21 protein-coding genes are annotated in these 24,249 nt (G+C 72.3%); 16 read left to right on the top strand and 5 right to left on the bottom strand.

Translation table 11 applies throughout. From position 1 onward, the window contains the following. Positions 1-39 precede the first annotated feature (39 nt). From ACQUQD_RS17375 to ACQUQD_RS17350, 6 genes are all read left to right on the top strand, one after another. On the top strand, positions 40-1,095 hold the full coding sequence (locus ACQUQD_RS17375) for an energy-coupling factor ABC transporter permease (RefSeq protein ID WP_428953003.1): 1,056 nt from the start codon (positions 40-42) through the stop codon (positions 1,093-1,095). A gap of 1 nt (position 1,096) precedes the next feature. Beyond that, positions 1,097-1,858, top strand: coding sequence for a cobalt ECF transporter T component CbiQ (gene cbiQ / locus ACQUQD_RS17370; protein ID WP_428953002.1), 762 nt, complete (start codon positions 1,097-1,099; stop codon positions 1,856-1,858). Then, positions 1,846-2,607 carry an energy-coupling factor ABC transporter ATP-binding protein gene (locus ACQUQD_RS17365; protein WP_428953001.1) on the top strand — a complete coding sequence of 254 codons (762 nt, stop codon included), beginning with the start codon at positions 1,846-1,848 and terminating at the stop codon, positions 2,605-2,607. Before cbiQ ends, ACQUQD_RS17365 begins: the two co-directional genes overlap by 13 nt. Beyond that, positions 2,604-3,128, top strand: a complete 525-nt coding sequence (locus tag ACQUQD_RS17360) for a GNAT family N-acetyltransferase (protein WP_428953000.1) — start codon at positions 2,604-2,606, stop codon at positions 3,126-3,128. Before ACQUQD_RS17365 ends, ACQUQD_RS17360 begins: the two co-directional genes overlap by 4 nt. Positions 3,129-3,221: 93 nt before the next feature. Continuing rightward, positions 3,222-4,382, top strand: coding sequence for a serine hydrolase domain-containing protein (locus ACQUQD_RS17355; RefSeq protein ID WP_428952999.1), 1,161 nt, complete (start codon positions 3,222-3,224; stop codon positions 4,380-4,382). A 17-nt stretch (positions 4,383-4,399) separates the two neighbouring features. Continuing rightward, positions 4,400-5,173: an SDR family NAD(P)-dependent oxidoreductase gene (locus ACQUQD_RS17350; RefSeq protein ID WP_428952998.1), complete on the top strand. Its 774-nt coding sequence runs from the start codon at positions 4,400-4,402 to the stop codon at positions 5,171-5,173. Positions 5,174-5,185: 12 nt separating this feature from the next. On the opposite strand, the gene ACQUQD_RS17345 is transcribed toward ACQUQD_RS17350, so the two are convergent. The 5 genes from ACQUQD_RS17345 to ACQUQD_RS17325 form a co-directional block, all read right to left on the bottom strand. Further along, positions 5,186-6,037 carry an EamA family transporter gene (locus tag ACQUQD_RS17345; protein WP_428952997.1) on the bottom strand — a complete coding sequence of 284 codons (852 nt, stop codon included), beginning with the start codon at positions 6,035-6,037 and terminating at the stop codon, positions 5,186-5,188. After that, positions 6,034-6,522 (bottom strand): YbaK/EbsC family protein, encoded by a 489-nt coding sequence (locus ACQUQD_RS17340; RefSeq protein WP_428952996.1) that lies wholly within the window; start codon positions 6,520-6,522, stop codon positions 6,034-6,036. The genes ACQUQD_RS17345 and ACQUQD_RS17340 overlap by 4 nt, the downstream gene beginning before the upstream one ends. Positions 6,523-6,573: 51 nt before the next feature. Then, positions 6,574-8,271 (bottom strand): penicillin-binding transpeptidase domain-containing protein, encoded by a 1,698-nt coding sequence (locus tag ACQUQD_RS17335; protein WP_428952995.1) that lies wholly within the window; start codon positions 8,269-8,271, stop codon positions 6,574-6,576. Between the two features lie 98 nt (positions 8,272-8,369). After that, positions 8,370-10,010 carry a penicillin-binding transpeptidase domain-containing protein gene (locus ACQUQD_RS17330; RefSeq protein ID WP_428952994.1) on the bottom strand — a complete coding sequence of 547 codons (1,641 nt, stop codon included), beginning with the start codon at positions 10,008-10,010 and terminating at the stop codon, positions 8,370-8,372. 144 nt (positions 10,011-10,154) lie between these two features. Further along, on the bottom strand, positions 10,155-11,921 hold the full coding sequence (locus ACQUQD_RS17325) for a dolichyl-phosphate-mannose--protein mannosyltransferase (protein WP_428952993.1): 1,767 nt from the start codon (positions 11,919-11,921) through the stop codon (positions 10,155-10,157). Between the two features lie 84 nt (positions 11,922-12,005). Between ACQUQD_RS17325 and rsmI the strand changes: the two genes are divergently transcribed. The 10 genes from rsmI to ACQUQD_RS17275 all read left to right on the top strand — a co-directional run bounded on the left by rsmI (position 12,006) and on the right by ACQUQD_RS17275 (position 24,036). Beyond that, positions 12,006-12,890, top strand: a complete 885-nt coding sequence (rsmI, locus tag ACQUQD_RS17320) for a 16S rRNA (cytidine(1402)-2'-O)-methyltransferase (protein WP_428952992.1) — start codon at positions 12,006-12,008, stop codon at positions 12,888-12,890. Between the two features lie 197 nt (positions 12,891-13,087). Beyond that, positions 13,088-13,534, top strand: coding sequence for a hypothetical protein (locus ACQUQD_RS17315; RefSeq protein WP_428952991.1), 447 nt, complete (start codon positions 13,088-13,090; stop codon positions 13,532-13,534). Positions 13,535-13,558: 24 nt separating this feature from the next. After that, positions 13,559-14,440 carry a TatD family hydrolase gene (locus ACQUQD_RS17310; RefSeq protein WP_428952990.1) on the top strand — a complete coding sequence of 294 codons (882 nt, stop codon included), beginning with the start codon at positions 13,559-13,561 and terminating at the stop codon, positions 14,438-14,440. 151 nt (positions 14,441-14,591) lie between these two features. Further along, positions 14,592-15,998, top strand: coding sequence for a ubiquitin-like domain-containing protein (locus ACQUQD_RS17305; RefSeq protein ID WP_428952989.1), 1,407 nt, complete (start codon positions 14,592-14,594; stop codon positions 15,996-15,998). 33 nt (positions 15,999-16,031) lie between these two features. Further along, a complete protein-coding gene (gene rsmA, locus ACQUQD_RS17300) occupies positions 16,032-16,928 on the top strand; it encodes a 16S rRNA (adenine(1518)-N(6)/adenine(1519)-N(6))-dimethyltransferase RsmA (RefSeq protein WP_428952988.1) in 897 nt (298 codons plus the stop codon). Further along, positions 16,925-17,818 carry a 4-(cytidine 5'-diphospho)-2-C-methyl-D-erythritol kinase gene (locus tag ACQUQD_RS17295; protein ID WP_428952987.1) on the top strand — a complete coding sequence of 298 codons (894 nt, stop codon included), beginning with the start codon at positions 16,925-16,927 and terminating at the stop codon, positions 17,816-17,818. The genes rsmA and ACQUQD_RS17295 overlap by 4 nt, the downstream gene beginning before the upstream one ends. An 80-nt stretch (positions 17,819-17,898) precedes the next feature. Next, positions 17,899-18,159: a hypothetical protein gene (locus ACQUQD_RS17290; RefSeq protein ID WP_428952986.1), complete on the top strand. Its 261-nt coding sequence runs from the start codon at positions 17,899-17,901 to the stop codon at positions 18,157-18,159. A 95-nt stretch (positions 18,160-18,254) separates the two neighbouring features. After that, positions 18,255-20,057 (top strand): ABC-F family ATP-binding cassette domain-containing protein, encoded by a 1,803-nt coding sequence (locus ACQUQD_RS17285; RefSeq protein WP_428952985.1) that lies wholly within the window; start codon positions 18,255-18,257, stop codon positions 20,055-20,057. A gap of 204 nt (positions 20,058-20,261) precedes the next feature. Beyond that, positions 20,262-22,091 (top strand): PQQ-binding-like beta-propeller repeat protein, encoded by a 1,830-nt coding sequence (locus ACQUQD_RS17280; protein WP_428952984.1) that lies wholly within the window; start codon positions 20,262-20,264, stop codon positions 22,089-22,091. Between the two features lie 58 nt (positions 22,092-22,149). Further along, entirely contained in the window at positions 22,150-24,036 is a 1,887-nt protein-coding gene (locus tag ACQUQD_RS17275) for a PQQ-binding-like beta-propeller repeat protein (protein ID WP_428952983.1), read from the top strand. Positions 24,037-24,249 lie beyond the last annotated feature (213 nt).

Genomic DNA, 24,249 nt, shown 5'->3' with positions numbered 1-24,249 from the left:
AACGGTTAACCAACTGCCCGAGCGCCGGAGAACCCTGCCATGCATGTACCCGACGGATTCATCAACGCCCCCGTGTCGGCGGCCGCCGGTGTCGTCGCCGCGGGTGCCGTCGCCGTCAGCCTGCGCGGCGCGCGCCGCGAGCTCGACGAGCGCACCGCGCCGCTGGCCGGCCTGGTCGCGGCGTTCATCTTCGCCGTCCAGATGCTCAACTTCCCCGTGGCGGCGGGCACCAGCGGCCATCTCCTGGGCGGAGCGCTGGCCGCGATATTGGTGGGCCCCTATACAGGGGTCCTCTGTGTGTCCGTGGTGCTCCTGATGCAGGGCGTGCTGTTCGCGGACGGCGGCCTGACCGCGCTCGGCGTGAACATCACGGACATGGCGATCACCACCACGGTCGTCGCCTACCTCGTCTTCCGCGGCCTGGTGAAGGTGCTGCCCCGCAGCCGCCGCTCGATCACCGTCGCGTCCTTCGTCGCCGCCCTGCTGTCCGTCCCGGCGGCCGCGGTCGTCTTCACCCTGGTCTACGCCATCGGGGGCACGACCGACGTCTCCATCGGCAAGGTCGCCACCGCGATGATCGGCGTGCACGTCCTGATCGGCATCGGCGAGGCCGTGATCACGGCGCTCACCGTCGGCGCGGTCGTCGCCGTGCGGCCCGACCTCGTCCACGGCGCGCGCGGCCTGACGCAGCCCCTCAAGCTGAAGGTCGGCGGTGAGCTGGTCGACGCCCCGGCCGCCGAGCCGGCCCCGGTCGCCGCCCGCTCGCACCGCAAGATCTGGATCACCGGCCTGGTCACGTCCCTCGTGCTCGCCGGGTTCGTCTCCTTCTACGCCTCGGCCAGCCCCGACGGCCTGGAGAAGGTCGCCCACGACAAGGGCATCGACCGGAAGACCGAGGCGCACGCCTCCGCCGACTCGCCGCTCGCCGACTACGGCGTCAAGGACGTCACCGACGCCCGCCTCTCCGGCGGCCTCGCCGGGATCATCGGCGTCGGCGTGACCGTCGTCGCCGGATCCGGCATCTTCTGGGCGCTGCGCAGGCGGCGGACGAGCGACGCGGCCTCCACCGAGGTCCGCGCACCGGAATCGGTCTGACATGGGCGCGGGACACGCGCACCGGCTCTACCGGCACGGGCACTCGCCCGTGCACGCCCTGCCGCCGCACACGAAACTGGCCGCGGTCTTCTGTTTCGTCGTGGTCGTGGTCTCCACCCCGCGTGAGGCGATGTGGGCGTTCGCGCTGTACGCCGTGCTCCTCGCGTCGGTCGCGTACCTGGCGCGGGTGCCCGCGGGGTACCTGCTCAAGCGGCTGCTGATCGAGGTGCCCTTCGTCGCCTTCGCCGTGCTGATGCCGTTCGTCGCGGAGGGCGAGCGGGTGCAGGTGCTCGGCCTCTCGCTGAGCGAGAGCGGTCTGTGGGGCGCGTGGAACGTGCTGGCCAAGGGCACGCTCGGGGTCGCCGCGTCGGTGCTCCTCGCCTCCACGACGGAGCTGCGGGAACTGCTCCTCGGACTCCAGCGCCTGAAGCTGCCCCCGCTCCTCGTCCAGATCGCCTCGTTCATGATCCGCTACGGGGACGTCATCACCGACGAGATGCGGCGGATGAGGATCGCGCGGGAGTCGCGCGGCTTCGAGGCCAGCGGCGTACGCCACTGGGGAGTCCTCGCCAAGTCGGCGGGGGCGCTGTTCATCCGCTCCTACGAGCGCGGTGAGCGCGTGCATCTGGCGATGGTCAGCCGGGGGTACGCGGGTTCCATGCCGGTGATCGACGAGGTGACGGCGTCGCGGGCCCAGTGGTCGTACGCGCTGGCCCTCCCGTGTGCCGCGCTCGTGGTGTGTCTGCTGGGATGGGTGCTGTGACTGCTTCTCTAGAGGTTTCCGGACTGGCCTTCGCCTATCCCGACGGGCACCAGGCCCTCTTCGGTGTCGACCTGACGATCGGGAAGGGCGAGCGGGTCGCCCTGCTCGGCCCGAACGGCGCGGGCAAGACGACCCTCGTCCTGCACCTGAACGGCATCCTGACCGGCGGCGCGGGCACCGTCACGGTCGCGGGCCTGCCGGTCGACAAGCGGCACATGGCCGAGATCCGGCGCAAGGTCGGCATCGTCTTCCAGGACCCCGACGACCAGCTGTTCATGCCGACGGTCCGCGAGGACGTCGCGTTCGGCCCCGCCGCGGCGGGCATGAAGGGCCCCGAGCTGGAGGCCCGGGTCCGCAAGGCGCTCGCGTCGGTCGGCATGGAGGAGTACGCGGACCGGCCCCCGCACCACCTCTCCTTCGGCCAGCGCAGGCGGGTGGCGGTCGCGACGGTCCTGGCGATGGAGCCCGAGATCCTCGTCCTGGACGAGCCCTCCTCCAACCTCGACCCGGCCTCCCGCCGTGAACTGGCCGACATCCTGCGGTCGCTGGACGTCACCGTCCTCATGGTCACGCACGACCTGCCGTACGCCCTCGAACTGTGCCCGCGCGCGGTGATCCTCAGCGAGGGCGTCATCGCGGCGGACGGCGGCACCGGCGCGCTGCTCATGGACGAGGACCTGATGCGGGCGCACCGCCTGGAGCTGCCGTTCGGCTTCGACCCGAAGTCCGTTGCGGGGAAGTCGGGTTGAGCCCGGCGGCGGCCGAGACCGTCAGCACCGCCCGGCTCGACCTGCTGCCGCTGCGCGTGGCGCACGCACGGGAGATGGCCGCCGTGCTGTCCGACCCGGCGCTCCACACGTTCATCGGCGGCGCCCCGGACACCCCGGACGCCCTGCGCGCCCGCTACGAGCGCCTCAGCGCGGGTTCCCCGGACCCCGGCGTCACCTGGCTGAACTGGGTGATCCGGCTGCGGGCCGACGGATGCCTGACGGGCACGGTCCAGGCGACGGTCGGCCGCCCCGCCGCAGAGCCCGCTGAGGTCGCCGAGATCGCCTGGGTGGTGGGCACCCCGTGGCAGGGCCGGGGCATCGCCGTCGAGGCGGCCCGCGGCCTCGTGGGCCTGCTGGACCGGCAGGGCGTGCGCTCGGTCGTCGCCCACATCCACCCCGACCACCACGCGTCCGCCGCCGTGGCCGCGGCGGCCGGGCTCACGCCGACCGGCGAGGTGCACGACGGCGAACTGCGGTGGAGCCGCCGCCTGGGCCGCTGAGGGGCCACTGAGGGGGCGCTGAGGGTGCCTCCCACCGCACACGAGCGGAATCAACCGGCATCGTTGCCTGTTGCACTCACCGTGGATACAGCAGTGAACGGCACGACCGCCCCCGGATTCGAAGGCGTCCGTCCCGCCTTCGCCCGCAATTTCGCGGAGGGCGGCGAGCGCGGCGCGGCCGTCGTCGTCTACCAGGACGGCCACAAGGTCGTCGACCTGTACGCGGGGACGCGCGACGTGGACGGCGGCGAGGCCTGGCAGCCCGGCACCGCCCAGATCATGCGCTCCGCCACCAAGGGCCTGGCCGCCGCCGCGCTGCTCCTGCTCCACCAGCGCGGGGAGCTCGACCTGGACGCGCCGGTCGGCGCGTACTGGCCCGAGTTCAAGGCACGGGGCAAGGAGGCCGCGCTCGTCCGGCACGTGCTCGCCCACCGCGCGGGCGTCCCCGCCCTGGACCGGCCGCTGACGCCGGCCGAGGCCGCCGACCCGGACCGCGGCGCCGCGGCCGTCGCCGCGCAGACCCCGGCCTGGGCCCCGGGCACCGAGCACGGCTACCACGCCCAGACGTACAGCTGGCTCACCGGCGAACTCGTGCGCCGGGTCACCGGACGCTCCCTCGGCGCGTACGTCGCGCAGGAACTGGCCGGGCCGGCCGCCGCGGACGTGTGGATCGGCCTGCCCGCGGCGCAGGCCCACCGGGCCGGCCGGGTCGGCCCCGTCGAGGCCCCGGCCGTGCCCGGCGGCCCGCGCTCGCGCCCCAAGCGGGCCCTCGTCGAGGCGTACACGGACCCGGCGTCCCTGACCCGGCGCGCCTTCGACTCGATCAGCCCGTCGCCGGACGAGAACGACCCGGGCTACCGCGCCGCCGAGCTCCCGGGCTCGAACGGCTTCGGCACGGCCGAGGGCCTGGCCCGCTTCTACGCCGCGCTGACCGGTGAAGTGGACGGCGGGACACGGCTGTTCACGCCGGAGACGGTCCGGCTGGCCCGCACGGAGGCCTCGTCGGGCCCCGACCGCGTCCTCGCCGTTCCCTCCCGCTTCGGCCTCGGCTACATGCTGCACGGCATCGCCTCCCCGCTGCTGACCCCGCACTCCTTCGGCCACCCGGGCCGCGGCGGCGCCCTCGGCTTCGCCGACCCGGAGACGGGCATCGCGTTCGGGTACGTGACCAACGGGATGCGCAAGGGCGTCACCGCCGATCCGCGCGCCCAGGCGCTGGTGAAGGCGGTACGGCAGGTGCTGAACTCCGGCTGACGGGCTACCGTCCCGGCATGAACCGCTTCGAGGGACACGGAGTACTGATCACGGGCGCGGGCCGCGGCATCGGCGCCGCCGTGGCCCACCGCCTCGCCGCGGAGGGAGCTCACGTCCTGATCACCGACATCGACGTGGCGTCCGCCGAGAAGGTGGCCGGGGAGATACGCGAACAGGGCGCCGTCGCCCGGGCGTTCTTCTGCGACGTGGGGGACCGGGCCGCCGTCGAGGCCGCCGTGGCCCACGCCGTCGAGGAGTTCGGCCGCCTCGACGTCCTCGTCAACAACGCCTACGCCTGCCATCCCGACGCCGACCTCTTCGAGGACGAGGACGACGAGGCGTGGGCCCGTGACCTGGACCTCTCCCTCACCGGCGCCTACCGCTGCTGCAAGGCCGCCCTCCCGCACCTCGTCGCGTCCGGCCGCGGGGCGGTCGTCAACATCGGCTCCGTCAACGGCGTCCAGGACTTCGGCAACCACGCCTACAGCGCCGCGAAGGCGGGCCTGATCTCACTGACCCGGACCCTCGCGGGGCACGCGGGCCCGCGCGGCGTGCGCGTCAACCTCGTCGCCCCCGGCACCGTGCGCACCCGCGCCTGGTCCGAGCGCGGCCGCAACCCGGACGCCGTACGGGAGTTGTACCCGCTCGGCCGGGTCGGGGAGCCGGCCGACATCGCGGCGGCGGTGGCCTTCCTGGCATCGCGGGACGCGGCCTGGGTGACCGGGGCCGTGCTGCCGGTGGACGGCGGGATCACGGCGGTCAACACCGGGTTCAGGCGGACCGCCCCGTAGGGGGCACACCGCTCAGCCCGCGTGCAGCATCAGCCCGATCCCGGCCACCATCACCGCCGCCGCGACCATCCGCGGCAGGCCGAACCGCTCCTTGAAGAAGACCGCCCCGATCGCCGCCCCCACGATGATCGACGACTCCCGCAGCGCGGAGATCGGGGCCAGGTCCGCCCGGGTCTGGGCCCACAGCACGAGCCCGTACGCCGACACGGACAGAGCCGCGCCCAACAGGCCGAGCGGGGCGAACGGCCGGATCCTCGTGACCAGTTCACCGCGCCAGCGGTACGCCGCGAACACCGGCACCACGAGCCCTTGGAGGACCATCAGCCAGGCGATGTACCCCGCCGCGGACCCGGAGGCGCGCACTCCGAGACCGTCCACCACCGTGTACGCGGCGATGGACACCCCCGTCGCGAGAGCCGCGCCGAGCGCCCGCCAGTCGGGCCGGCGCCCCGAGCCGCGCAGCCCCCACACCGCGAGCCCGGTGAGCCCCGCGCAGGACACCGCGACGCCCGCCGCCTGCCAGCCGCCGGGCACCTCGCCCGCGAACACCGCCGCGAGCACGGTCACCACGAGCGGCGCCGTGCCCCGTGCGATCGGATAGGCCTGGCCGAAGTCGCCCAGCCTGAACGACGTCATCAGCAGCACGAAGTAGCCGATGTGGATGACCGCCGACGCGATCAGGTACGGCCAGGCGCCCGCCGCCGGGACCGGCGAGAACAGCGCGATGGCGAGCCCGATGAGGGTGCCGCCGCCGGAGATGAGCGTGAAGGCGACGAGCTTGTCGGGGATGTGGTGCGCCAGCGCGTTCCACGACGCGTGCGTGACGGCGGCGAGCAGGACCGCCGCGGCGACTATCGGGGTCATTCCCGGACGTCCACGAGCGTGGCGCCCGCCTGCGCGGCGAGGTCCTCGGGCGCCATCGGGAAGACGGCGTACGGGGTGCCCGCCGCCGCCCACACGATGTCGTGCCCGAGCAGCGAACGGTCCGCGAGCACCCGGGTCCGGGTGAGGTGGCCGAAGGGTGGGACACCGCCGATCGCGTACCCGGTGAACTCCCGCACCACGTCCGCCTTGGCGCGGGTCACCTTCTGGGCGCCCAGCTCCCGCCGGACCAGCTCGACGTCCACCCGGGACGCGCCGTCCATGAGGACCAGCACCGGCACCCCGTCCGCCGCGAAGATCAACGACTTGCAGATGGCGCTCAGTTCGCAGCCGATCGCGTCCGCCGCCTCCTGCGCGGTGCGGGTCGCCTCCGGGAAGCGGCGTACCCGCGGCAGGAGTCCGGCCAGGCCGAGCTCGGTGACGGCCTCGGCGAACCGGGGATGTGCTGCGCTCTCGTCTGTCGTCATGAGCGGCACGCTAACGGTCGATGTACCGCCCAAGCGAACTGGTTTGCGGGGTCACCCTGCGCCGTTGAGGAGCATCTCCCGGACGATCGGGCCCGCCGAGTCGCCGCCGTGCCCGCCCTGCTGCACCACGGCCGCCGAAGCGAGATCGCCGCGCCAGGCCGTGAACCAGCCGTTGGGCTCCTTCTGCCCGTCGACCTCCGCCGAGCCGGTCTTCGCGCCCATGTCGGAACCGAGCCCGGACATCGGCTTCACCGCCGTGCCCGCGACCGCCGTGTAGTGCATCAGTTCCCGCAGATCCGCGACCGTCCTGCCGGACAGCGTCCGGGACGCCTTCGCGAGCGTGCGGTGGTCGAACTCCGGCGACACCAGGTACGGCTGGTGGAAGGTGCCCGACTTCACGGTCGCCGCGACCGACGCCATGTTCAGCGGGTTCATCCGCACGCCGCCCTGCCCGATCAGCGAGGCCGCCATCTGCGCCTGCGACTGCACCGGCACCGCGCCGTCGAAACTCGGCACGCCGATCGCCCAGTTGTCGAGGCCGAGACCGAAGACCTGCTGCGCCTGCTTGGTCAGCGAGTCGTCCTGCAGCTTCGGGGCCTGGCTGATGAAGGCCGTGTTGCAGGACGCGGCGAAGCTCGCCTTGAACGTGCCGTTCTTGATCTGGAACTTGTCGTCGTTCTGGAACTTCCAGTGCCCGTACGTGAAGTACTTCGGGCACGGGTGCTCCTTGTTCACGTCCGCGAGCCCCTTCTCCAGAAGCAGCGACGACGTGATGACCTTCATCGTGGAGCCGGGCGCGAGGGACCCCTGGAACGCGGTGTTGAAGCCGGGGCTGGAGTTGGCCACGCCGAGGATCTCGCCGGTCGACGGCCGGATCACCACGACCGAGGCCCGCTCCTTCGAGGCGACCTGCTTCTCGGCGGCGGCCTGCACGGCCGGGCTGATCGTGGTCCTCACCGTGCCCGGGGTGCCCTCGGAGAGCGTGAGCAGCGTCTTGTCGGGCAGCGCGTTCTTCTCGTCGCCCTTCGCGGACTCCTTGCGCGCGATGCGCAGTTCGACGCCGGCCGTGCCGCCCGCCTTCTTGCCGTACTTCTCGCGCAGCCCGTCGATGACCGTGCCGAGCGAGGGGTACTTCTTCGCGGTCAGCTCACCGCCCGAGCGGTCCACCGCCTTGACGGGCGGATCGCCCGCCTCACCGGTGACGAGCCGGTCCCCGTCCTTCAACTCCGGGTGCACGACCGACGGCTGCCACGAGACGAGGACCTTCCCGTCGCTCTTGCGGCGCACCGCCGTGAGCGAGGAGTCGTACGCGTACGGCTTGCTGAGCTTCTTCGCGTCGGCGCCCTTCTCCTCGTACGAGACCGTCGACGTGACGTGGAAGGGGACCTTGGCGCCGGCCCGCTTGCCCGGGGCCAGCTTCACGCCGGAGAGGTGGGCGTCCTCGGCCAGGGCGGTGAGCGCGGCCTGCGCGGCGCCCGGATCGTCCGTGTACGCGGCCGCCTTCGCCGGGGAGCCGGACTGCCAGGCCGTGAGGAACCGGTCCGCCGCGGTGCGCACCTCGGCGGCGGACGGCGGGCCCGACGGCACCTTCGGCTTCTCGTCCGCCGACGCCGACGACCCGTTGCCGCTGTCCATCAGGGCGTACGCGCCGACGCCCGCCCCGACGACGGCGACCACGACGGCCGCGCCGATCACCAGGGCATGGTTGTTCTGGCGCGCGGGAGCCTTGCGCTTGCCTCTGGTGCCCAACGTCGTCCTCCGGTGGTTCTGCGGGTGGCCCAGATTACGGGGTGCCCCAAGTCGCTTTCGTCGTAGGACAGAACGCCGTACAGGGCCCTGCGGTTTCGTTACGATCCGGCGCGCAACACGGACGCCACGATCGGGCCGGCCGCGTCGCCGCCGTGGCCGCCGCCCTCGACCATCGCGGCGGCCGCGACATCGCCGCGGTAGCCGGTGAACCAGGAGTTGGACACCGCCTGGCCGTCGACCTCCGCCGACCCGGTCTTCGCCCCGAAGTCACCCGTGAGACCGGACATGGCGCGCGTGGCGGTGCCGATGGACGAGGTCGCGGTCAGCCGCATCATCTGCTTCAGCTGGGCCACGGTCGAGGACGGCAGGCCCTGGGCGGTGGCCAGTTGCCGGTTGCCGAGCTTCGGCGCGACGAGGACCGGCTGCCGGAACGCACCGGTGATCGCGGTCGCCGTCACCGACGCCATGTTCAACGGGTTCATCGTCACCTTGCCCTGGCCGATCATCCCGGCCGGGCCGTCCGAGTCCTCGGTGACCGGTACGGAGCCGTCGTACGAGACGATCCCGGTCTGCCAGTCCTTGCCGAGGCCGAACCGGTTCTGCGCCTCGGCCGCGAACCGGTCCGGACCGAGGTCGTCGGAGAGACCGATGAAGGCGGTGTTGCAGGAGCGGGCGAAGCTGTCGGCCAGTGTCGCGCCCTCGTTGGGCGGCATGCCGGTGAGGTTGTGGAAGGTCTGGCTCAGCGCGACCTTCGAGGCGGGGCAGGGCGCCGCCCGGTTCATCGACGTGACACCGTTGTCGATGAGCGCCGCGGCGGTGATGATCTTCATCGTGGAGCCGGGGGCCACCTTGGCCTCGAACGCCGCGTTCCAGTCGCCGTACCCGTGGTTCGCGACCGCGAGCACCTCGCCCGTGGACGGTCTGACCGCCACCATGGCCGACTTGGAGAACTTCGTCACCGACTGCTCGGCCGCCGCCTGGGCGCTCGCGCTGATCGTCGTCTGCAGCCTGCCCGGCTTGCCCTTGGCGAGCGTGAGCAGCGTCTTCGCGGTCGTGGGGCCGTCGGCGCCCTCACGCCTGATGAACGTCTCGATGCCCGGCGAGCCGCCCGCCTCGTCCCCGTACCGGGAGCGCAGCGTCTCCAGGACAGGCCCGAGCGAGGGGTACTTCTTCGCCGTCAGGACGGTCCCGGCGCGGTCCACGGCCTCGATCGGCGGCACCGCCGACTCGCCCGTGACGAGCTCGTCGCCCTCCTTCAGGTCCGGGTGCAGCACGGACGGCCGCCAGCGGACCAGGGCCCGGCCGGTGGTGTCGCCGCGCACGACCGTCAGCGACGAGTCGTAGGAGAGGGTCCTACTGGCCTCACCGAACCGGACCGTGGCCTTGACCTTGAACGGGACCTTGCTGCCGCTCGGGGTGCCCGCCGTCAGGACGGTGCGCGTGATGTGCGCCTCGTCGTGCCAGCCGGCCAGCGCGGTCCGCGCGGCGCTCGCGTAGTTCGTGTACGACGCCGCCCCCGCCGCGTCGTTCTTCGCCCAGGCCGCCAGGAACTTCGCCGACGCCTCCTTGACCTCGCCGGCCGACGGCGGACCGGTTCTGCGGTGCTCCGCGTTCGACCCCGACAGTGACGAGCCGTCGCCCGACACCGCCGAGACGATGTTGTAGGCCCCGTATCCGGCACCGCCCACCATGACGGCGAACACCCCGCCGACGATGGCGACCTTGGCCCCCTTGCGCATGTGCGCCCCTCCCCAGGTTGACGGAAGGGACTGTAGGCATGTCAGGAGCGCCGGGTGAGGGGAGTTTTCCAGATGGTGCCCGAAGGTGTCCGAAGAGAGATCACAAATCCGGCCGAATGCACCCCGGTCCGTCGATGAGCCCGGCTAGACCCAGGTGTCCAGCCACATCCGCGACCGCCAGGAGTCGATCGGGATGGCGTGGCCCGTGTAGATCGGCCAGAAGTAGACGAAGTTCCAGGTGATCAGCAGGACCAGCACACCCGCGCCCGCCGCGCCGACCACCCGCCGCCGCTCGGACGATCCGGGGCGTCCGACGATCGCGCCCAGCATCATCGCCAGCGCCAGGCAGAGGAACGGCGCGAAGACGACCGCGTAGAAGTAGAAGATCGTCCGCTCCTGGTAGTTGAACCAGGGCAGATAGCCCGCCACGACGCCGCAGACGATCGCGCCCGCCCGCCAGTCGCGCTTGAAGAACCAGCGCCACAGGACGAACAGGAGCGCGAGACAGGCCGCCCACCACAGCAGCGGGGTGCCGAGGGCGAGCACCTCGCGGGCGCACTTGTCGGCCGCGTCCGCCGGGCAGCCCTCCCGGCCCGCCGACGGGGACTCGTAGAAGTACGAGACCGGGCGGCCGTCGACCATCCAGCTCCACGGGTTGGACTGGTAGGTGTGCGGGGAGCTGAGGTTGGTGTTGAAGACCCAGACCTCGTGCTCGTAGTGCCACAGGCTGCGCACCCAGTCCGGCAGCAGCGTGAAGTGGCCGCCCTTGCCCGCGGTCGCCGCCCAGTTGCGGAAGTAGCCGCCCGTGCCGTCGGAGGGGGAGAGGATCCAGCCCAGCCACGACAGCACGTACGTGCCGACCGCGACCGGCACCGTCGACACGAAGGCCGGCAGGACGTCCCGCTTCAGGACCGCCAGGTACGGGCGCCGCGCCCCCGCCACGCGCCGCGAACCGACGTCCCACAGGACCGACATGAGCGCGAACGCGGCCAGATAGATGAAGCCGTTCCACTTCGTGCCGGCCGCGAGGCCGAGGCATAGCCCCGCCAGCAGCCGCCACGGGCGCCACCCGAGCCGCAGCGTGTCCGCGATGTGCGCGTCGGGGCGGACCAGGCCGTGCTCGTCGACCGGGAGCGCCGCCGCCAGCCGCTCGCGGGCCCTGTCCCGGTCCACGACCAGGCAGCAGAAGGCCGCCAGGACGAAGAAGACGAGCACCGAGTCGAGCAGCGCGGTGCGGCTCATCACGAACGCGAGGCCGTCCACCATGAGCAGCGCCCCGGCCAGGCAGCCGAGGAACGTGGAGCGGAACAGCCGCCGCCCGATCCGGCACACCATGAGCACGCACAGCGTCCCCAGGACCGCCGTCATGAACCGCCAGCCGAACGGGTTGAAGCCGAAAAGCCACTCGCCGATCCCGATGACGTACTTGCCGACCGGCGGATGCACGACATACGACGCGTCCGTCGGAATCGCGACGTGGCCGTTCTTCTCCAGGATCAGGTCATTGGCGTTCTTGGCCCAATTCACCTCGTATCCGCGGTGGATGAGCGCCCACGCGTCCTTGGCGTAATACGTCTCGTCGAATATCACGGCCTTCGGGCTGCCGAGATTCCAGAAGCGCAGCACACCGGCGACGAGCGTGACGAGCAGCGGGCCGGCCCAGCCGAGGATCCGGTTCGCCTGTTCGGCGGTGAACCGGCCCAGGCCGAACGACGCCCACAGCCGCGAGGACGGCGCGGGATACGGCGGCACGAGACGCGTGCCCACGTCACCGCTTCTGTCCTGCGGCGGCCGGTACCCGAACCGGCGCAGGCCGCGCAGCCACGACGACGGCTGCCGCTCCCCGGCGGGGGCCTGCTCGGGCGGGGCGCTGGTCGGGGTCGGGTGGGACGACGACGCGGTACTTGTCACCGCGCCATCGTAGGGAACCGCGCTGTGCGAGTCCCGTGTGCGGGCCCGACTCGGCCGGACACGCGTCCCTGCGAGGATGGATCCGTGACAGGAAGCCCTGATTCCCCCCAGTCCGCCGGAACGCTCGTGCTCGCCGGTACGCCCATCGGCGCCATCTCCGACGCGCCGCCCCGGCTCGCCCAGGAGCTGGCCGTCGCCGATGTCGTCGCCGCCGAGGACACCCGGCGCATGAAGCGGCTCGCGCAGGCGCTCGGCGTGCACGTCGGCGGGCGCGTCGTGTCGTACTTCGAGGGCAACGAGGCCGCCCGCACCCCGGAGCTGGTCGAGGCCCTGACCGGCGGCGCGCGCGTGCTGCTCGTGACCGACGCCGGCATGCCGTCCGTCTCCGACCCGGGGTACCGGCTGGTCGCCGCCGCGGTCGAGCAGGACATCCGGGTCACCGCCGTCCCGGGCCCGTCCGCCGTGCTCACCGCGCTGGCGCTGTCCGGGCTGCCCGTCGACCGGTTCTGCTTCGAGGGGTTTTTGCCGCGCAAGGCCGGCGAGCGCCTGAGCCGTCTGAAGGAGGTCGCGGACGAGCGCCGCACCCTCGTCTACTTCGAGGCCCCGCACCGCCTGGACGACACCCTCGCCGCGATGACCGAGGCGTTCGGCGCGTCGCGCCGGGCCGCCGTGTGCCGGGAGCTGACCAAGACGTACGAGGAAGTGAAGCGCGGGCCGCTGGCGGAACTCGCCGAGTGGGCCGCCGAGGGCGTCCGGGGCGAGATCACCGTCGTCGTCGAGGGCGCCCCGGCGAAATCGGCCGAGAACATCACCCCCGACGAGCTGGTGCGCAGGGTGCGGGTGCGCGAGGAGGCGGGGGAGCGGCGCAAGGAGGCGATCGCCGCCGTCGCCGCCGATGCCGGGCTACCCAAGCGGGAGGTCTTCGATGCGGTGGTGGCGGCAAAGAATGCGGCCCGGAGCACCCCATAGGCGCGTAAAGGACTAACCTGAAAAGCAAAGCGAAGACCGGGTGCCGCGGCCATTTCGACAGGGAAATGCCAAATCGGCTCCAACAGTCGACAGGTCTTTTGCGCTCGGCCCGGCGGAGGCGTCCACTGGTTGAAGGGACGCACCCGTCCCCACGCTGCCTCCGGGCAGCGCTTGTCCAGCGGACAAGAGGAGCTGGCATGAGCGAGTTCGCGGTCTCCAAGACGGCCACCGGTGCGCAGGCGCCCCCGCTTCCGAATCGCAGCGCGGCGATATCCATCGCCCACGAGTCGTATTCGTTCGCCTGCATGCGGTGCGGGCACGGCTGGGAGCAGTCGTACGAGATAGAGCACCACGTCGACGGTGACGGTGCGGAGTTCGTGATGTACGTGGCGGACGGTGAGCACGTGCCGTCGCCCCTGACCCGGCCCACCTGCCTGAACTGCGGCGGCAACGTCGTGCGGATCATGCGGGCGGGGCAGGTGTCGTCGGTCTCCTCGGCCCTCGCGGCCTTCCACCAGCGGCGCGCGACGCCCCGCACCGGCTCCGAGGCCGGCGAGGGCGCGGACGGGCCGGAGCCGCGACACCACCACTGGCACCTGTCCGACCTGCTGCACCCCTTCGGCCACCACAAGAAGGAGGCGTGAGCGCGGCTTCGTAGGATCGGGGTCATGAGCCCCGAGCGTTCCAAGGACGTCACCCCGCCGCCGCTGCCCGCACCGCTCGCGGTGGAGGTCGCCGACTCGCACACCCACCTGGACATGCAGGCGGGCACCGTCGAGGAGGGCCTCGCCAAGGCGGCGTCGGTGGGCGTGACGACCGTGGTGCAGGTGGGCTGCGACCTCGCCGGCTCGCGCTGGGCGGCCGAGACCGCCGAGGCCCACCCGCAGGTGCACGCGACCGTCGCCCTGCACCCGAACGAGGCGCCCCGCATCGTGCACGGCGACCCCGACGGATGGTCCCGGCAGGGCGCCCGCGAGCCGCTCGGCGACGCCGGGCTCGACGAGGCGCTCGCCGAGATCGACCGGCTCGCCGCGCTGGCGCACGTCAAGGGCGTCGGCGAGACCGGCCTCGACCACTTCCGCACCGGCCCCGAGGGCAAGGCCGCCCAGGAGCGCTCCTTCCGCGCCCACATCGAGATCGCCAAGCGGCACGGCAAGGCGCTGGTCATCCACGACCGCGAGGCCCACAGCGATGTGCTACGCGTCCTGAAGGAGGAAGGCGCCCCCGAGCGCACCGTCTTCCACTGCTACTCCGGCGACGCCGAGATGGCCCAAGTCTGCGCACAGAACGGCTACTTCATGTCGTTCGCGGGCAACGTCACGTTCAAGAACGCCCAGCCGCTGCGCGACGCCCTCGCCGTCGCCCCGCTCGAACTGGTCCTCGTGGAGACCGACGCGCCCTTCCTGACCCCGGCCCCGTACCGCGGTCGGCCTAACGCCCCGTATCTCATTCCGATCACGCTGCGCGCCATGGCGGCGGTCAAGGACGTCACCGAGGAAGCCCTCGCGACATCGGTCTCGGCCAATACGGCCCGCGCTTTTGGTTACTGACCCATAACGGTCGAACCCGCTCACCTTCGGGCAGAGTCGCGACACTGAGTAGTCGCGCTGCTTTGGAGAGTGACGGGCGCTCCGCTAGGTTCTGCTCGCCCGATCCGCCCCCGCCCGGGGACCGGACCCCTGGAGCGCCTGGAGCGTCGTCGTGAGCAATTCGCCGTACGAGACGTACGAGGACACGTACGAGGACACGTACGGGACGTACCGGCCGTACGCCGGAGGCGCACCGTACGAGCCCTCCCCGCAGGGCCCGTACGAGAGCGCCGGTGACGCGCACGACACGTACCGGCCCGCGTACGAGCAGGCCTCGACCGCCGTCCGCGAGCACGCCGCGGCCGACACCGAACCCCGGCTGCCGCGCCAGACGCCCGCCGTCCAGGACCGCCGCGGCGGCCCCGCCGAGCCCGGCGGCCGGGCCGCCGCCCGCCGCGCCGCCCGCCGCAAGAAGTCCGAGCAGCGGCCCGAGGCGCTGCGCCGGCTGCTGCCGCAGGCCCTCGTCGTCGCGTTCCTCGCGGGCGGCACCTCCGCGTTCGTCGCCAACGACAAGGCCATCCACCTCAGCGTCGACGGCAAGGAACGCACTCTGCACACCTTCGCCGACGACGTCACCGAACTCCTCGCCGACGAGGGCGTCGACGTCGGCGCCCACGACGTCGTGGCGCCCGGCCGGCACGCCGCCCTGGCCAGCGGCGACGAGGTCGCCGTCCGCTACGGCCGACCCGTCCGCCTCACCCTCGACGGCCGCCGCCGCCAGGTGTGGACGACCGCCCGCACCGTCGACGGGGCGCTCAGACAGCTCGGGGTGCGGGGCGAGGGCGCCTACGTCTCCACGTCCCGCTCCCAGCGCATCGAGCGGCACGGCCTGGAGCTCGACGTGCGCACCGAGCGCAGCGTCACGGTCATGGCCGACGGGCACCGCCGCACCCTGCGCACGAACGCCGCGACCGTGCGCGAGGCCGTCGACGAGGCCGGGCTCACGCTGCGCGGCCAGGACACCACGTCCGTCCCGCTCGACAGCTTCCCGCGCGACGGGCAGACGATCACGGTGATGCGGGTGACCGGCACGAAGGAGACCCGCGAGGAGTCCATCCCGTTCGCCACCGAACGCACCCGGGACGCGTCCCTGTTCCAGGGCACCGAGGTCGTCACCCGGGCCGGCGAGCCCGGCATGCGGCGGGTCACGTACGCGCTGCGCACCGTCAACGGCGTCAAGCAGAAGCCGCGCCGCGTCAAGGCCGAGGTGGTGCGCGAGCCGCGCACCCAGCTGATCAGGGTCGGCACGAAGCCGATGCCCACGTCCGTCGCCGGCGCCGACTCCCTGAACTGGTCCTCGCTGGCCGCCTGCGAGTCCGGCGGCCGCCCGGGCGCGACCGACGCCACCGGCACCTACGGCGGCCTCTACCAGTTCGACACCGGGACCTGGCAGAGCCTCGGCGGCTCCGGCCGCCCCCAGGACGCCCCGGCCGCGGAGCAGACGTACCGCGCGAAGAAGCTGTACGTGCGCCGCGGCGCGAGCCCCTGGCCGCACTGCGGGCCGCGCCTGCACGGGTGACCCGGGGGCGAAGGCGCCCCGTACTCTTGAACGGTGAGCACCACTGACCCCCAAGGCCCCCTCCTCGGCGCGGCCGACATCCGCGAACTGGCCGCCGTCCTCGGCGTACGCCCCACCAAGCAGCGCGGCCAGAACTTCGTCATCGACGCCAACACGGTCCGCCGGATCGTCCGCACCGCGGAGGTCACCGAGGACGACGTGGTCGTCGAGGTCGGCCCGGGCCTCGGCTCGCTCACCCTGGCGCTGCTCGACGTGGCCCGGCACGTGACGGCCGTCGAGATCGACGACGTGCTCGCCGCCGCGCTGCCCGCCACCGTCGCCGCCCGCATCCCGGCCAAGAAGGACGCCTTCGGCCTGGTCAACTGCGACGCGATGCAGGTGACCGAGCTGCCGGGCCCGGACCCGACGGCCCTGGTCGCGAACCTCCCGTACAACGTCGCGGTGCCGGTCCTGCTGCACATGCTCGACACCTTCCCGACCATCGAGCGCACCCTCGTCATGGTCCAGGCGGAGGTCGCCGACCGGCTCGCCGCGGGGCCCGGCTCGCGGGTCTACGGCGTGCCGTCCGTGAAGGCCAACTGGTACGCCGAGGTCAAGCGGGCCGGCTCCATCGGCCGCAACGTCTTCTGGCCCGCGCCGAACGTCGACAGCGGCCTCGTCTCGCTGGTCCGCCGCAGCGAACCGATCGCCACCACCGCGTCCAAGGAAGAGGTCTTCGCGGTCGTCGACGCCGCGTTCGCCCAGCGCCGCAAGACGCTGCGCGCCGCGCTCGCCGGCTGGGCCGGATCGGCCGCCGCGGCCGAAGCGGCCCTGGTCGCGGCCGGAGTCTCGCCGCAGGCCCGCGGCGAGGCGCTGACGGTGGAGGAGTTCGCGCGGATCGCGGAGGCCAGGATCCCGGAAGCCACGACCCCGGAGGACACACAGCAGTGACGTCGGTGACCGTACGCGTACCGGCCAAGGTCAATGTCCAGCTCGCGGTGGGCGCCGCCCGCCCCGACGGCTTCCACGACCTGGCCAACGTCTTTCTCGCCGTGGGCCTGTACGACGAGGTGACGGTGGAGCCCGCGGACTCCCTCCGCCTCACCTGCACGGGCCCGGGCAGCGATCAGGTCCCCCTGGACCGGACGAACCTGGCCGCCCGCGCGGCGATCGCGCTGGCCGGACGGCACGGCCTCGGAGACCCGAAGGTCCGCATCCACATCGCCAAGGACATCCCCGTCGCCGGCGGCATGGCGGGCGGCTCCGCGGACGCGGCGGGCGCCCTGGTCGCCTGCGACGCCCTGTGGGGGACCGGCGCCTCGCGCGAGGAACTCCTCGACATCTGCGCCGAGCTGGGCAGCGACGTGCCGTTCAGCCTGGTCGGCGGGGCGGCGCTCGGCACCGGGCGCGGCGAGAAGCTCGAACTCCTCGACGTGGGCGGCCAGTTCTGGTGGGTGTTCGCGGCCGCGGACGGCGGTCTGTCCACGCCCGCCGTGTACCGGGAGTTCGACCGGCTGAGCCCCAGCGCCCCCGAGCCCGTCGCGTCCCCCGCCCTGCTGGAGGCGCTGCGCACCGGCGACGCGACGGCCCTCGCCGCGACCGTCACCAACGACCTGCAGCCCGCGGCCCTCTCCCTCTTCCCCGCCCTGAAGGCCACGCTCGACGCGGGCACGACGGCGGGCGCGCTGGCCGCGCTCGTCTCCGGCTCCGGGCCGACGACCGCGTTCCTCGCGGCGGACGAGGCGGGGGCCCGGCGGATCGCCGACTCCCTGGCCGCGTCCGGCACGTGCCGCAGCGTCCGCGTGGCGTCCTCCCCGGCGCCGGGCGCGACGCTGCTCTGACGCTTCAGACGCGCGTACTCAGCCCGGGCTGAGTACGCACACGCTGCCGGGGAGCCCGTCCGGCGCGGCACGCTGGCCCCATGAAGACCTCCGGACGCCGTCGCCGCCAAGTGCGCCGGGCGGCACTCCCGCTCGGCACGGTCGCCCTTGTCGGGCTCCACGCGGCGATGGTGCTGCGCGGCCACCCGCTGCCCCCGCCGTCGCTGGGCGCGGGCCAGGGCCGCGTCGTGCGTCCCCGGGAGGTCGCCCCGCTGGTCCGTCGGGTCTCGCGCCGCCGCCTTCGGGGGCGCGGGGAACTGCGCGACCGGCCGCACTCCACCCGCACCCGCCGAACCACCTGACCCCCACGGCGCGATGGCCACCCCACGACCCCGACTACGCTTGAAAGCCGGCCCACCCCCGGAGGGCCCCGCGCAGTCCCCCTGGCAGGAGCGAAATGGCAGTCAATCTGGTCAACGTCGAGAACGTCACGAAGGTCTACGGCACCCGTGCCCTGCTCGACGGCGTCTCCCTCGGCGTGTCCGAAGGCGACCGGATCGGCGTGGTCGGGCGCAACGGGGACGGGAAGACGACCCTGATCCGGATGCTCGCCAAGCTGGAGGAGTCCGACAGCGGCCGCGTCACGCACAGCGGCGGCCTGCGCCTGGGCGTGCTCACGCAGCACGACTCGCTCGACCCGGCGGCGACCGTCCGGCACGAGGTGATCGGCGACCTCGCCGACCACGAGTGGGCGGGCAACGCCAAGATCCGCGACGTGCTGACCGGCCTGTTCGGCGGGCTCGACATGCCGGGCTTCCCGCAGGGCCTGGACACCGTGATCGGTCCGCTCTCCGGCGGCGAGCGGCGCCGTATCGCGCTCGCCCAGCTGCTCATCGGCGACCCGGACCTGATCGTCCTCGACGAGCCGACCAACCACCTGGACGTCGAGGGCATCTCCTGGCTCGCCCGCCACCTCCAGGCCCGGCGCTCCGCGCTCGTCTGCGTCACCCACGACCGCTGGTTCCTCGACCAGGTCTGCACCCGCATGTGGGACGTGCAGAAGGGCGACGTCTACGAGTACGAGGGCGGCTACTCGGACTACGTGTTCGCCCGCGCCGAGCGGGAGCGGATCGCCGCGACCGAGGAGGCCAAGCGGCAGAACCTGATGCGCAAGGAGCTGGCCTGGCTGCGCCGCGGCGCCCCCGCCCGCACCTCCAAGCCGCGCTACCGCATCGAGGCCGCCAACGAACTGATCGCGGACGTGCCGCCGCCGCGCGACAAGAGCGAGCTGATGAAGTTCGCGAACGCCCGGCTCGGCAAGACCGTCTTCGACCTGGAGGACGTGACCGTCCAGGCCGGGCCGAAGGTGCTGCTCAAGCATCTGACCTGGCAGCTCGGCCCCGGCGACCGCATCGGCCTGGTCGGGGTGAACGGAGCGGGCAAGACGTCCCTGCTGCGCGCCCTCGCCGACGCCGCCCGCACCCAGGGCGACGAGCAGCCCGCCGCCGGGAAGATCGTCGTCGGCAAGACCGTCCGGCTCGCGTACCTCTCCCAGGACGTGACCGAACTGCCGGGCACGCTGCGGGTCCTGGAGGCCGTGCAGCAGATCCGCGACCGCGTCGACCTCGGCAAGGGCCGGGAGATGACCGCGGGCCAGCTGTGCGAGCAGTTCGGGTTCGGCAAGGAGAAGCAGTGGACGCCGGTCGGTGATCTCTCCGGCGGTGAGCGCCGCCGGCTCCAGCTGCTGCGCCTGCTCATGGACGAGCCGAACGTGCTCTTCCTCGACGAGCCCACGAACGACCTCGACATCGAGACCCTGACGCAGCTGGAGGACCTGCTCGACGGGTGGCCCGGCTCCATGGTGGTCATCTCCCACGACCGGTTCTTCATCGAGCGCACCACCGACAACACCTTCGCGCTGCTCGGCGACGGCACCCTGCGGATGCTGCCGCGCGGCATCGAGGAGTACCTGGAGCGCAGGCAGCGGATGATCGAGGCCGCCGCCCCGGCGCCCGCCCCGGTGCAGGAGGCGAAGTCCGGCCCGTCCGCCGCGGACGCCCGCGCCGCCAAGAAGGAACTGCAGAAGATCGAGCGGCAGATGGACAAGATCTCCGGCAAGGAGTCCACGCTGCACACCCAGATCGCCGATAACGCCACAGACTTCGAAAAAGTGGCCAAGCTGGACGCCCAGCTGCGTGAACTCGTCGCCGAGCGCGAGGAGTTGGAGATGCGCTGGCTGGAACTCGCCGACGATGCGTGAAGGGCGCGTGCAAGGCGCGTAACGGACGCATCACGGGCCGGTCCTCCCTTGGGAACAGGGGGCGGACCGGCCCTGTGCATGTGTGTGCAGAGTGATAGAAAGGGCCGCTGGGGGCGGCCTGAGCGCACCCTGTGACCGACTTGAGAACGTCCGGAAAACACCCAGGCGTGCCGGTACATCAGCAGTGAAGAGGGGGGAGCGCTGATGACTCAGCCGCCCAGCCAGCCGCCGTCCGGCGGCTTCGGAGCACCACAGGATCCGCAGGCGTCGCCGAGCCAGGAGCCGGCCGGGACCCCGCCTGCGCCGCAGACGCCCCCGCCGGCCGCTCCGCCGCAGACGCCCCCGGCGCCGCAGCCCGGTTACGGATACCCCCAGCAGCAGCCCGGTCCGTACCAGCAGCCGGGCCCGTACGGTCAGCCGCAGCAGCCCGGCCCCTACGGCCAGCCGCCCCAGCAGCCCGGCCCCTACGGCTACCCCCAGCAGCCGGGCCCGTACGCCCAGCAGCCCGGGCCCTACGGGCAGCAGCCGCCGTACGGCCACCCGCCGCAGCAGCCGCCGGCCCCGCCGGGCGGCGGCGGCATCAAGGGGAAGACCTGGGTGATCGCCGCGGCGGCGGTCGCCCTGCTGGTCGTCGCGGGCGGTGTCGTGTTCGCCGTGGTCGGCGGCGACGACGGCGACGACAAGAAGGACACCGCCGACAAGAAGAACAAGGACCCCAAGGCCACCGCGTCCGCCCCGGTCAACCCGGGCGACGGGCAGGGCGACGGCCACGCCGGCGAGGAGGACCTCAACGCGGGCCGCCAGGACGGCGAGGCGAAGGTCCTCTGGTACAAGACGGCCCCCAAGGTCAGCAGCGACGGCGCCGACGCCCCCGGCATGTGGATCACCGGCAAGGTCGCGGTGAAGGCCGCGTACAAGGAGGTCCTGGGGTACGACGTCGCGGACGGCAAGGTCAGCTGGCCCGCGATCAAGCTGCCCCAGAAGATCTGCTCCGTGACGAAGCAGCCGTCCGACGCCGGCAAGATCGTCGTCGCGTACATGAGCGGCACCAGCTCCCGCGCCCACTGCAACCAGATCCAGGAGATCGACCTGGCCACCGGCGCGAAGGGCTGGACGGCGAAGATCGCCGAGCGCGAGGACAAGGACGACTTCTTCGACGGCACCGGCTCCAGCATCTCGCTCACCTACGTCGGCGGCGACACCCTGATGGTCGGCCGCCAGATGTCGGGCCTCGCCCTGGACGCCAAGACCGGCACGAAGAAGAAGTACGTCGTCGAGCAGTACGGCTCCGACTGCTTCCCCAAGGCGTACACCGGCAACAAGGACAAGCTGCTCTCGGTGGCGTCCTGCGGAGCGGGCGGCGACAACGCGCACGAGGAGCTGCGCCAGCTCGACCCGCAGACCGGCAAGGCCCTGTGGACGAAGAAGTTCCCCAAGGACTGGTCGATCTCGAACGTGTACTCCGTCAGCCCGTTGGTCGTGTACAGCACCAACGAGGACGACAAGAAGTACAACATCGCCTCCTTCAAGAACAACAGCAGCTCCGTGCAGTCCGAGGTCGGCGTCGACGGCCTCGACACCGGCTGCGGCTCCACCTTCTCCTTCCTCTCCCGGAACCTGAACGGCTGCGAGGGCGTGACCGTGGACGCCTCCACGCTCTACATGCCGACGAAGGGCAAGACCGGCGGGGCGAACGAGGTCGTCGCGATCAGCCTCACCAGCGGCAAGGAGCGCTGGCGGGTCAAGTCGCCACAGGACCAGTCGCTGGTGCCGATCACGGTCGAGAACGGCGCCGTCGTCACGTACATGGAGGCGTCGTACGGCGGCGCCGCGGGACGCGTGCTGTCCATCCCGGTCTCGGGCTCGCACACGCCGAAGACGCTGCTGCAGAACCCGGAGGGCACGGCCGAGATCGAGAGCGGCTTCTACTCGAAGGACATCGCCTGGGCCGACGGGCGCTTCTACCTCTCCGTCACCAACCTGTCCGGCAGCGCCAAGGGCCAGCAGAAACTGATGCTGGCCTACGGCGACTGACGTCGCGCACCGCTCCCCCCTCCCGTCCCCTTCCTCAGGCCCCCGAGGTACCCACGCCATGACCCAGCCGCCCCAGCCTCCCCAGCCGCCGAACGAGCCCCCGCAGGACGCGTTCAGCAAGAAGCCGGAGTCCCCGGCGACCCCCGCTGCTCCGGCCGAGCCGCCCGCTGCTCCCGCCGCTCCGGCCGAGCCGCCCGCCGGCGGTTTCGGCGCGCCCACGCCGCCTCCGCCCGGCGGCTTCGGCGCCCCGCCGCCGCCCCCGCCGCAGGATGCCCCCGGCTACGGCTATCCGCAGACGCCGCCCCCGCCCCCGCAGGGCGCACCGGGCTACGGCTACCCGGGCCAGCAGCAGCCGCAGCAGCCGCCCACGCCCGCGTACGGCCAACAGCCGCACGGGCAGCAGCAGTTCGGGCAGCAGCCCTATGGGCAGCAGCAGTACGGCCAGCAGCAGTACGGGTACCCGCAGCCGCCCACCACGCCGATGGCCGCACCCGGCGGCGGTGGCGGCAAGAAGCCGTCGCCGATCGTGTGGATCGTCACCGCGGCCGTCGTGGTCATCGCCCTGATCGTCGGCGGCGGCATCTTCTACGCGAGCTCCTCCGACGACGGCAAGGACGACAAGAAGACCTCCGCCGACGGCAAGAAGGGCGGCGGCAACGGCAAGGACGGCTCCGGCTTCGGCGGCGACGGCCAGGAGAAGGTCCCGGCCACCACCGCCGCGAGCATCGCCTTCCAGCTGCCCGCGCCGAAGGTCGCCAAGGACAACGTCGACAGCGTCAAGGGCTCCTGGCTGACCGACAAGACGTACGCCAAGGCGGGCGTCAACGAGATCGTCGGCTACGACCCGGCGAGCGGCCAGAAGAACTGGACGCTGCCGCTGCCCGGCCAGACCTGCGGCGCGACGGCGGATGTCACCAAGGACGCCCGGGCCGCCGTCGTCACCGAGGACGCCAAGCGGCCCAAGGACGGCAGCCACCAGACGTGCAGCCAGGTCACGGTCTTCGACGTGAACACCGGCAAGAAGCTCTGGACGAAGTCCATCGGCTCCGGGTCCCAGGCCCGGACCTTCGAGGAACTCTCCTTCTCCGGCGACACGCTGGCGGTCGGCGGCGGCCTGCGCGGCGGCGCCGCCTTCGACATCGCGTCGGGCAAGATCCTCTGGCAGCCGCAGACCGGCACCTGCGAGGACGTCGGCTACCACGGCGGCGAGCAGCTGGTCGCGGTCCGCAAGTGCGGCGACTACGGCAGCGAGAAGTACGAGGTCCAGCTGCTGGACCCGAAGAGCGGCCGCCCGCAGTGGACGTACAAGCTCGCCACCGGCGTCACCAACGCCAAGGTCCTGTCCACCGATCCGGTGGTCTTCGGCGTCGGCACGGGTGACAACGCGGCGGGCACCATCACCGACATCTTCTCGCTCGACGCCAAGGGCAAGCTCGTCACGAAGATCGCCATCGACGACGAGAAGTACGACTTCGACTGCGAGGTCGGCATGACCGAGGGCTGCTCGAAGGTCGTCGTCGGCAACGGCCGCGTCTACCTGGCCACCCGTCAGCACGACGCGGGCGGCGACCTCGGGATGACCAACGAGATCGTCTCGTTCGACCTGAAGACGGGCCGCTCCACGGGCGACCGGGCCGACGGCGGCGACTACGAGATCTTCCCGTTCCGCATGGACGGCGGGAACATCCTCGCCTACAAGGACGGCCCGTACGACAAGGGCAGCCAGATCGTCACCATCGCCCCCGAGGGGATGAAGCAGACGACGCTGCTGGAGACCCCGGCCACGCAGTCGGTCAAGAGCGCGATCAGCAGCATGGTCCCGGGCAACTCCAGCTCCGAACTGCGCTACTCCAACGGCCGGCTGTACTTCGGCAAGGGCCTCATCAGCCCGCCGTACTCGGCCGACGAGAAGTCCTACACGGCCGTCGGCTTCGTCACGAAGTAGCCGACGAGGCCTGTCGCCCGTACGTTCCGGCCCCGCACCCCGCACAGGGGGCGCGGGGCCGGCGCCGTTGTGCGCCCCGGTGCCCCATCACGTCTGAAAGGCGGGGATTTCAGCATTCGGGGCCGCTTCTCACCGGTAGGGGGCGCGCAACGTCGAACAAGCGTGTAGCTTCCGGGGGATGAAGGAGGACGGGGAGTCGGGGGGCTCGCCTGT

This window comes from Streptomyces sp. cg35 (assembly GCF_050410835.1).
Lineage (GTDB): Bacteria > Actinomycetota > Actinomycetes > Streptomycetales > Streptomycetaceae > Streptomyces.
Note: the sequence above shows the minus strand (reverse complement) of the source record. Positions and strands in the feature narration are given on the sequence as shown.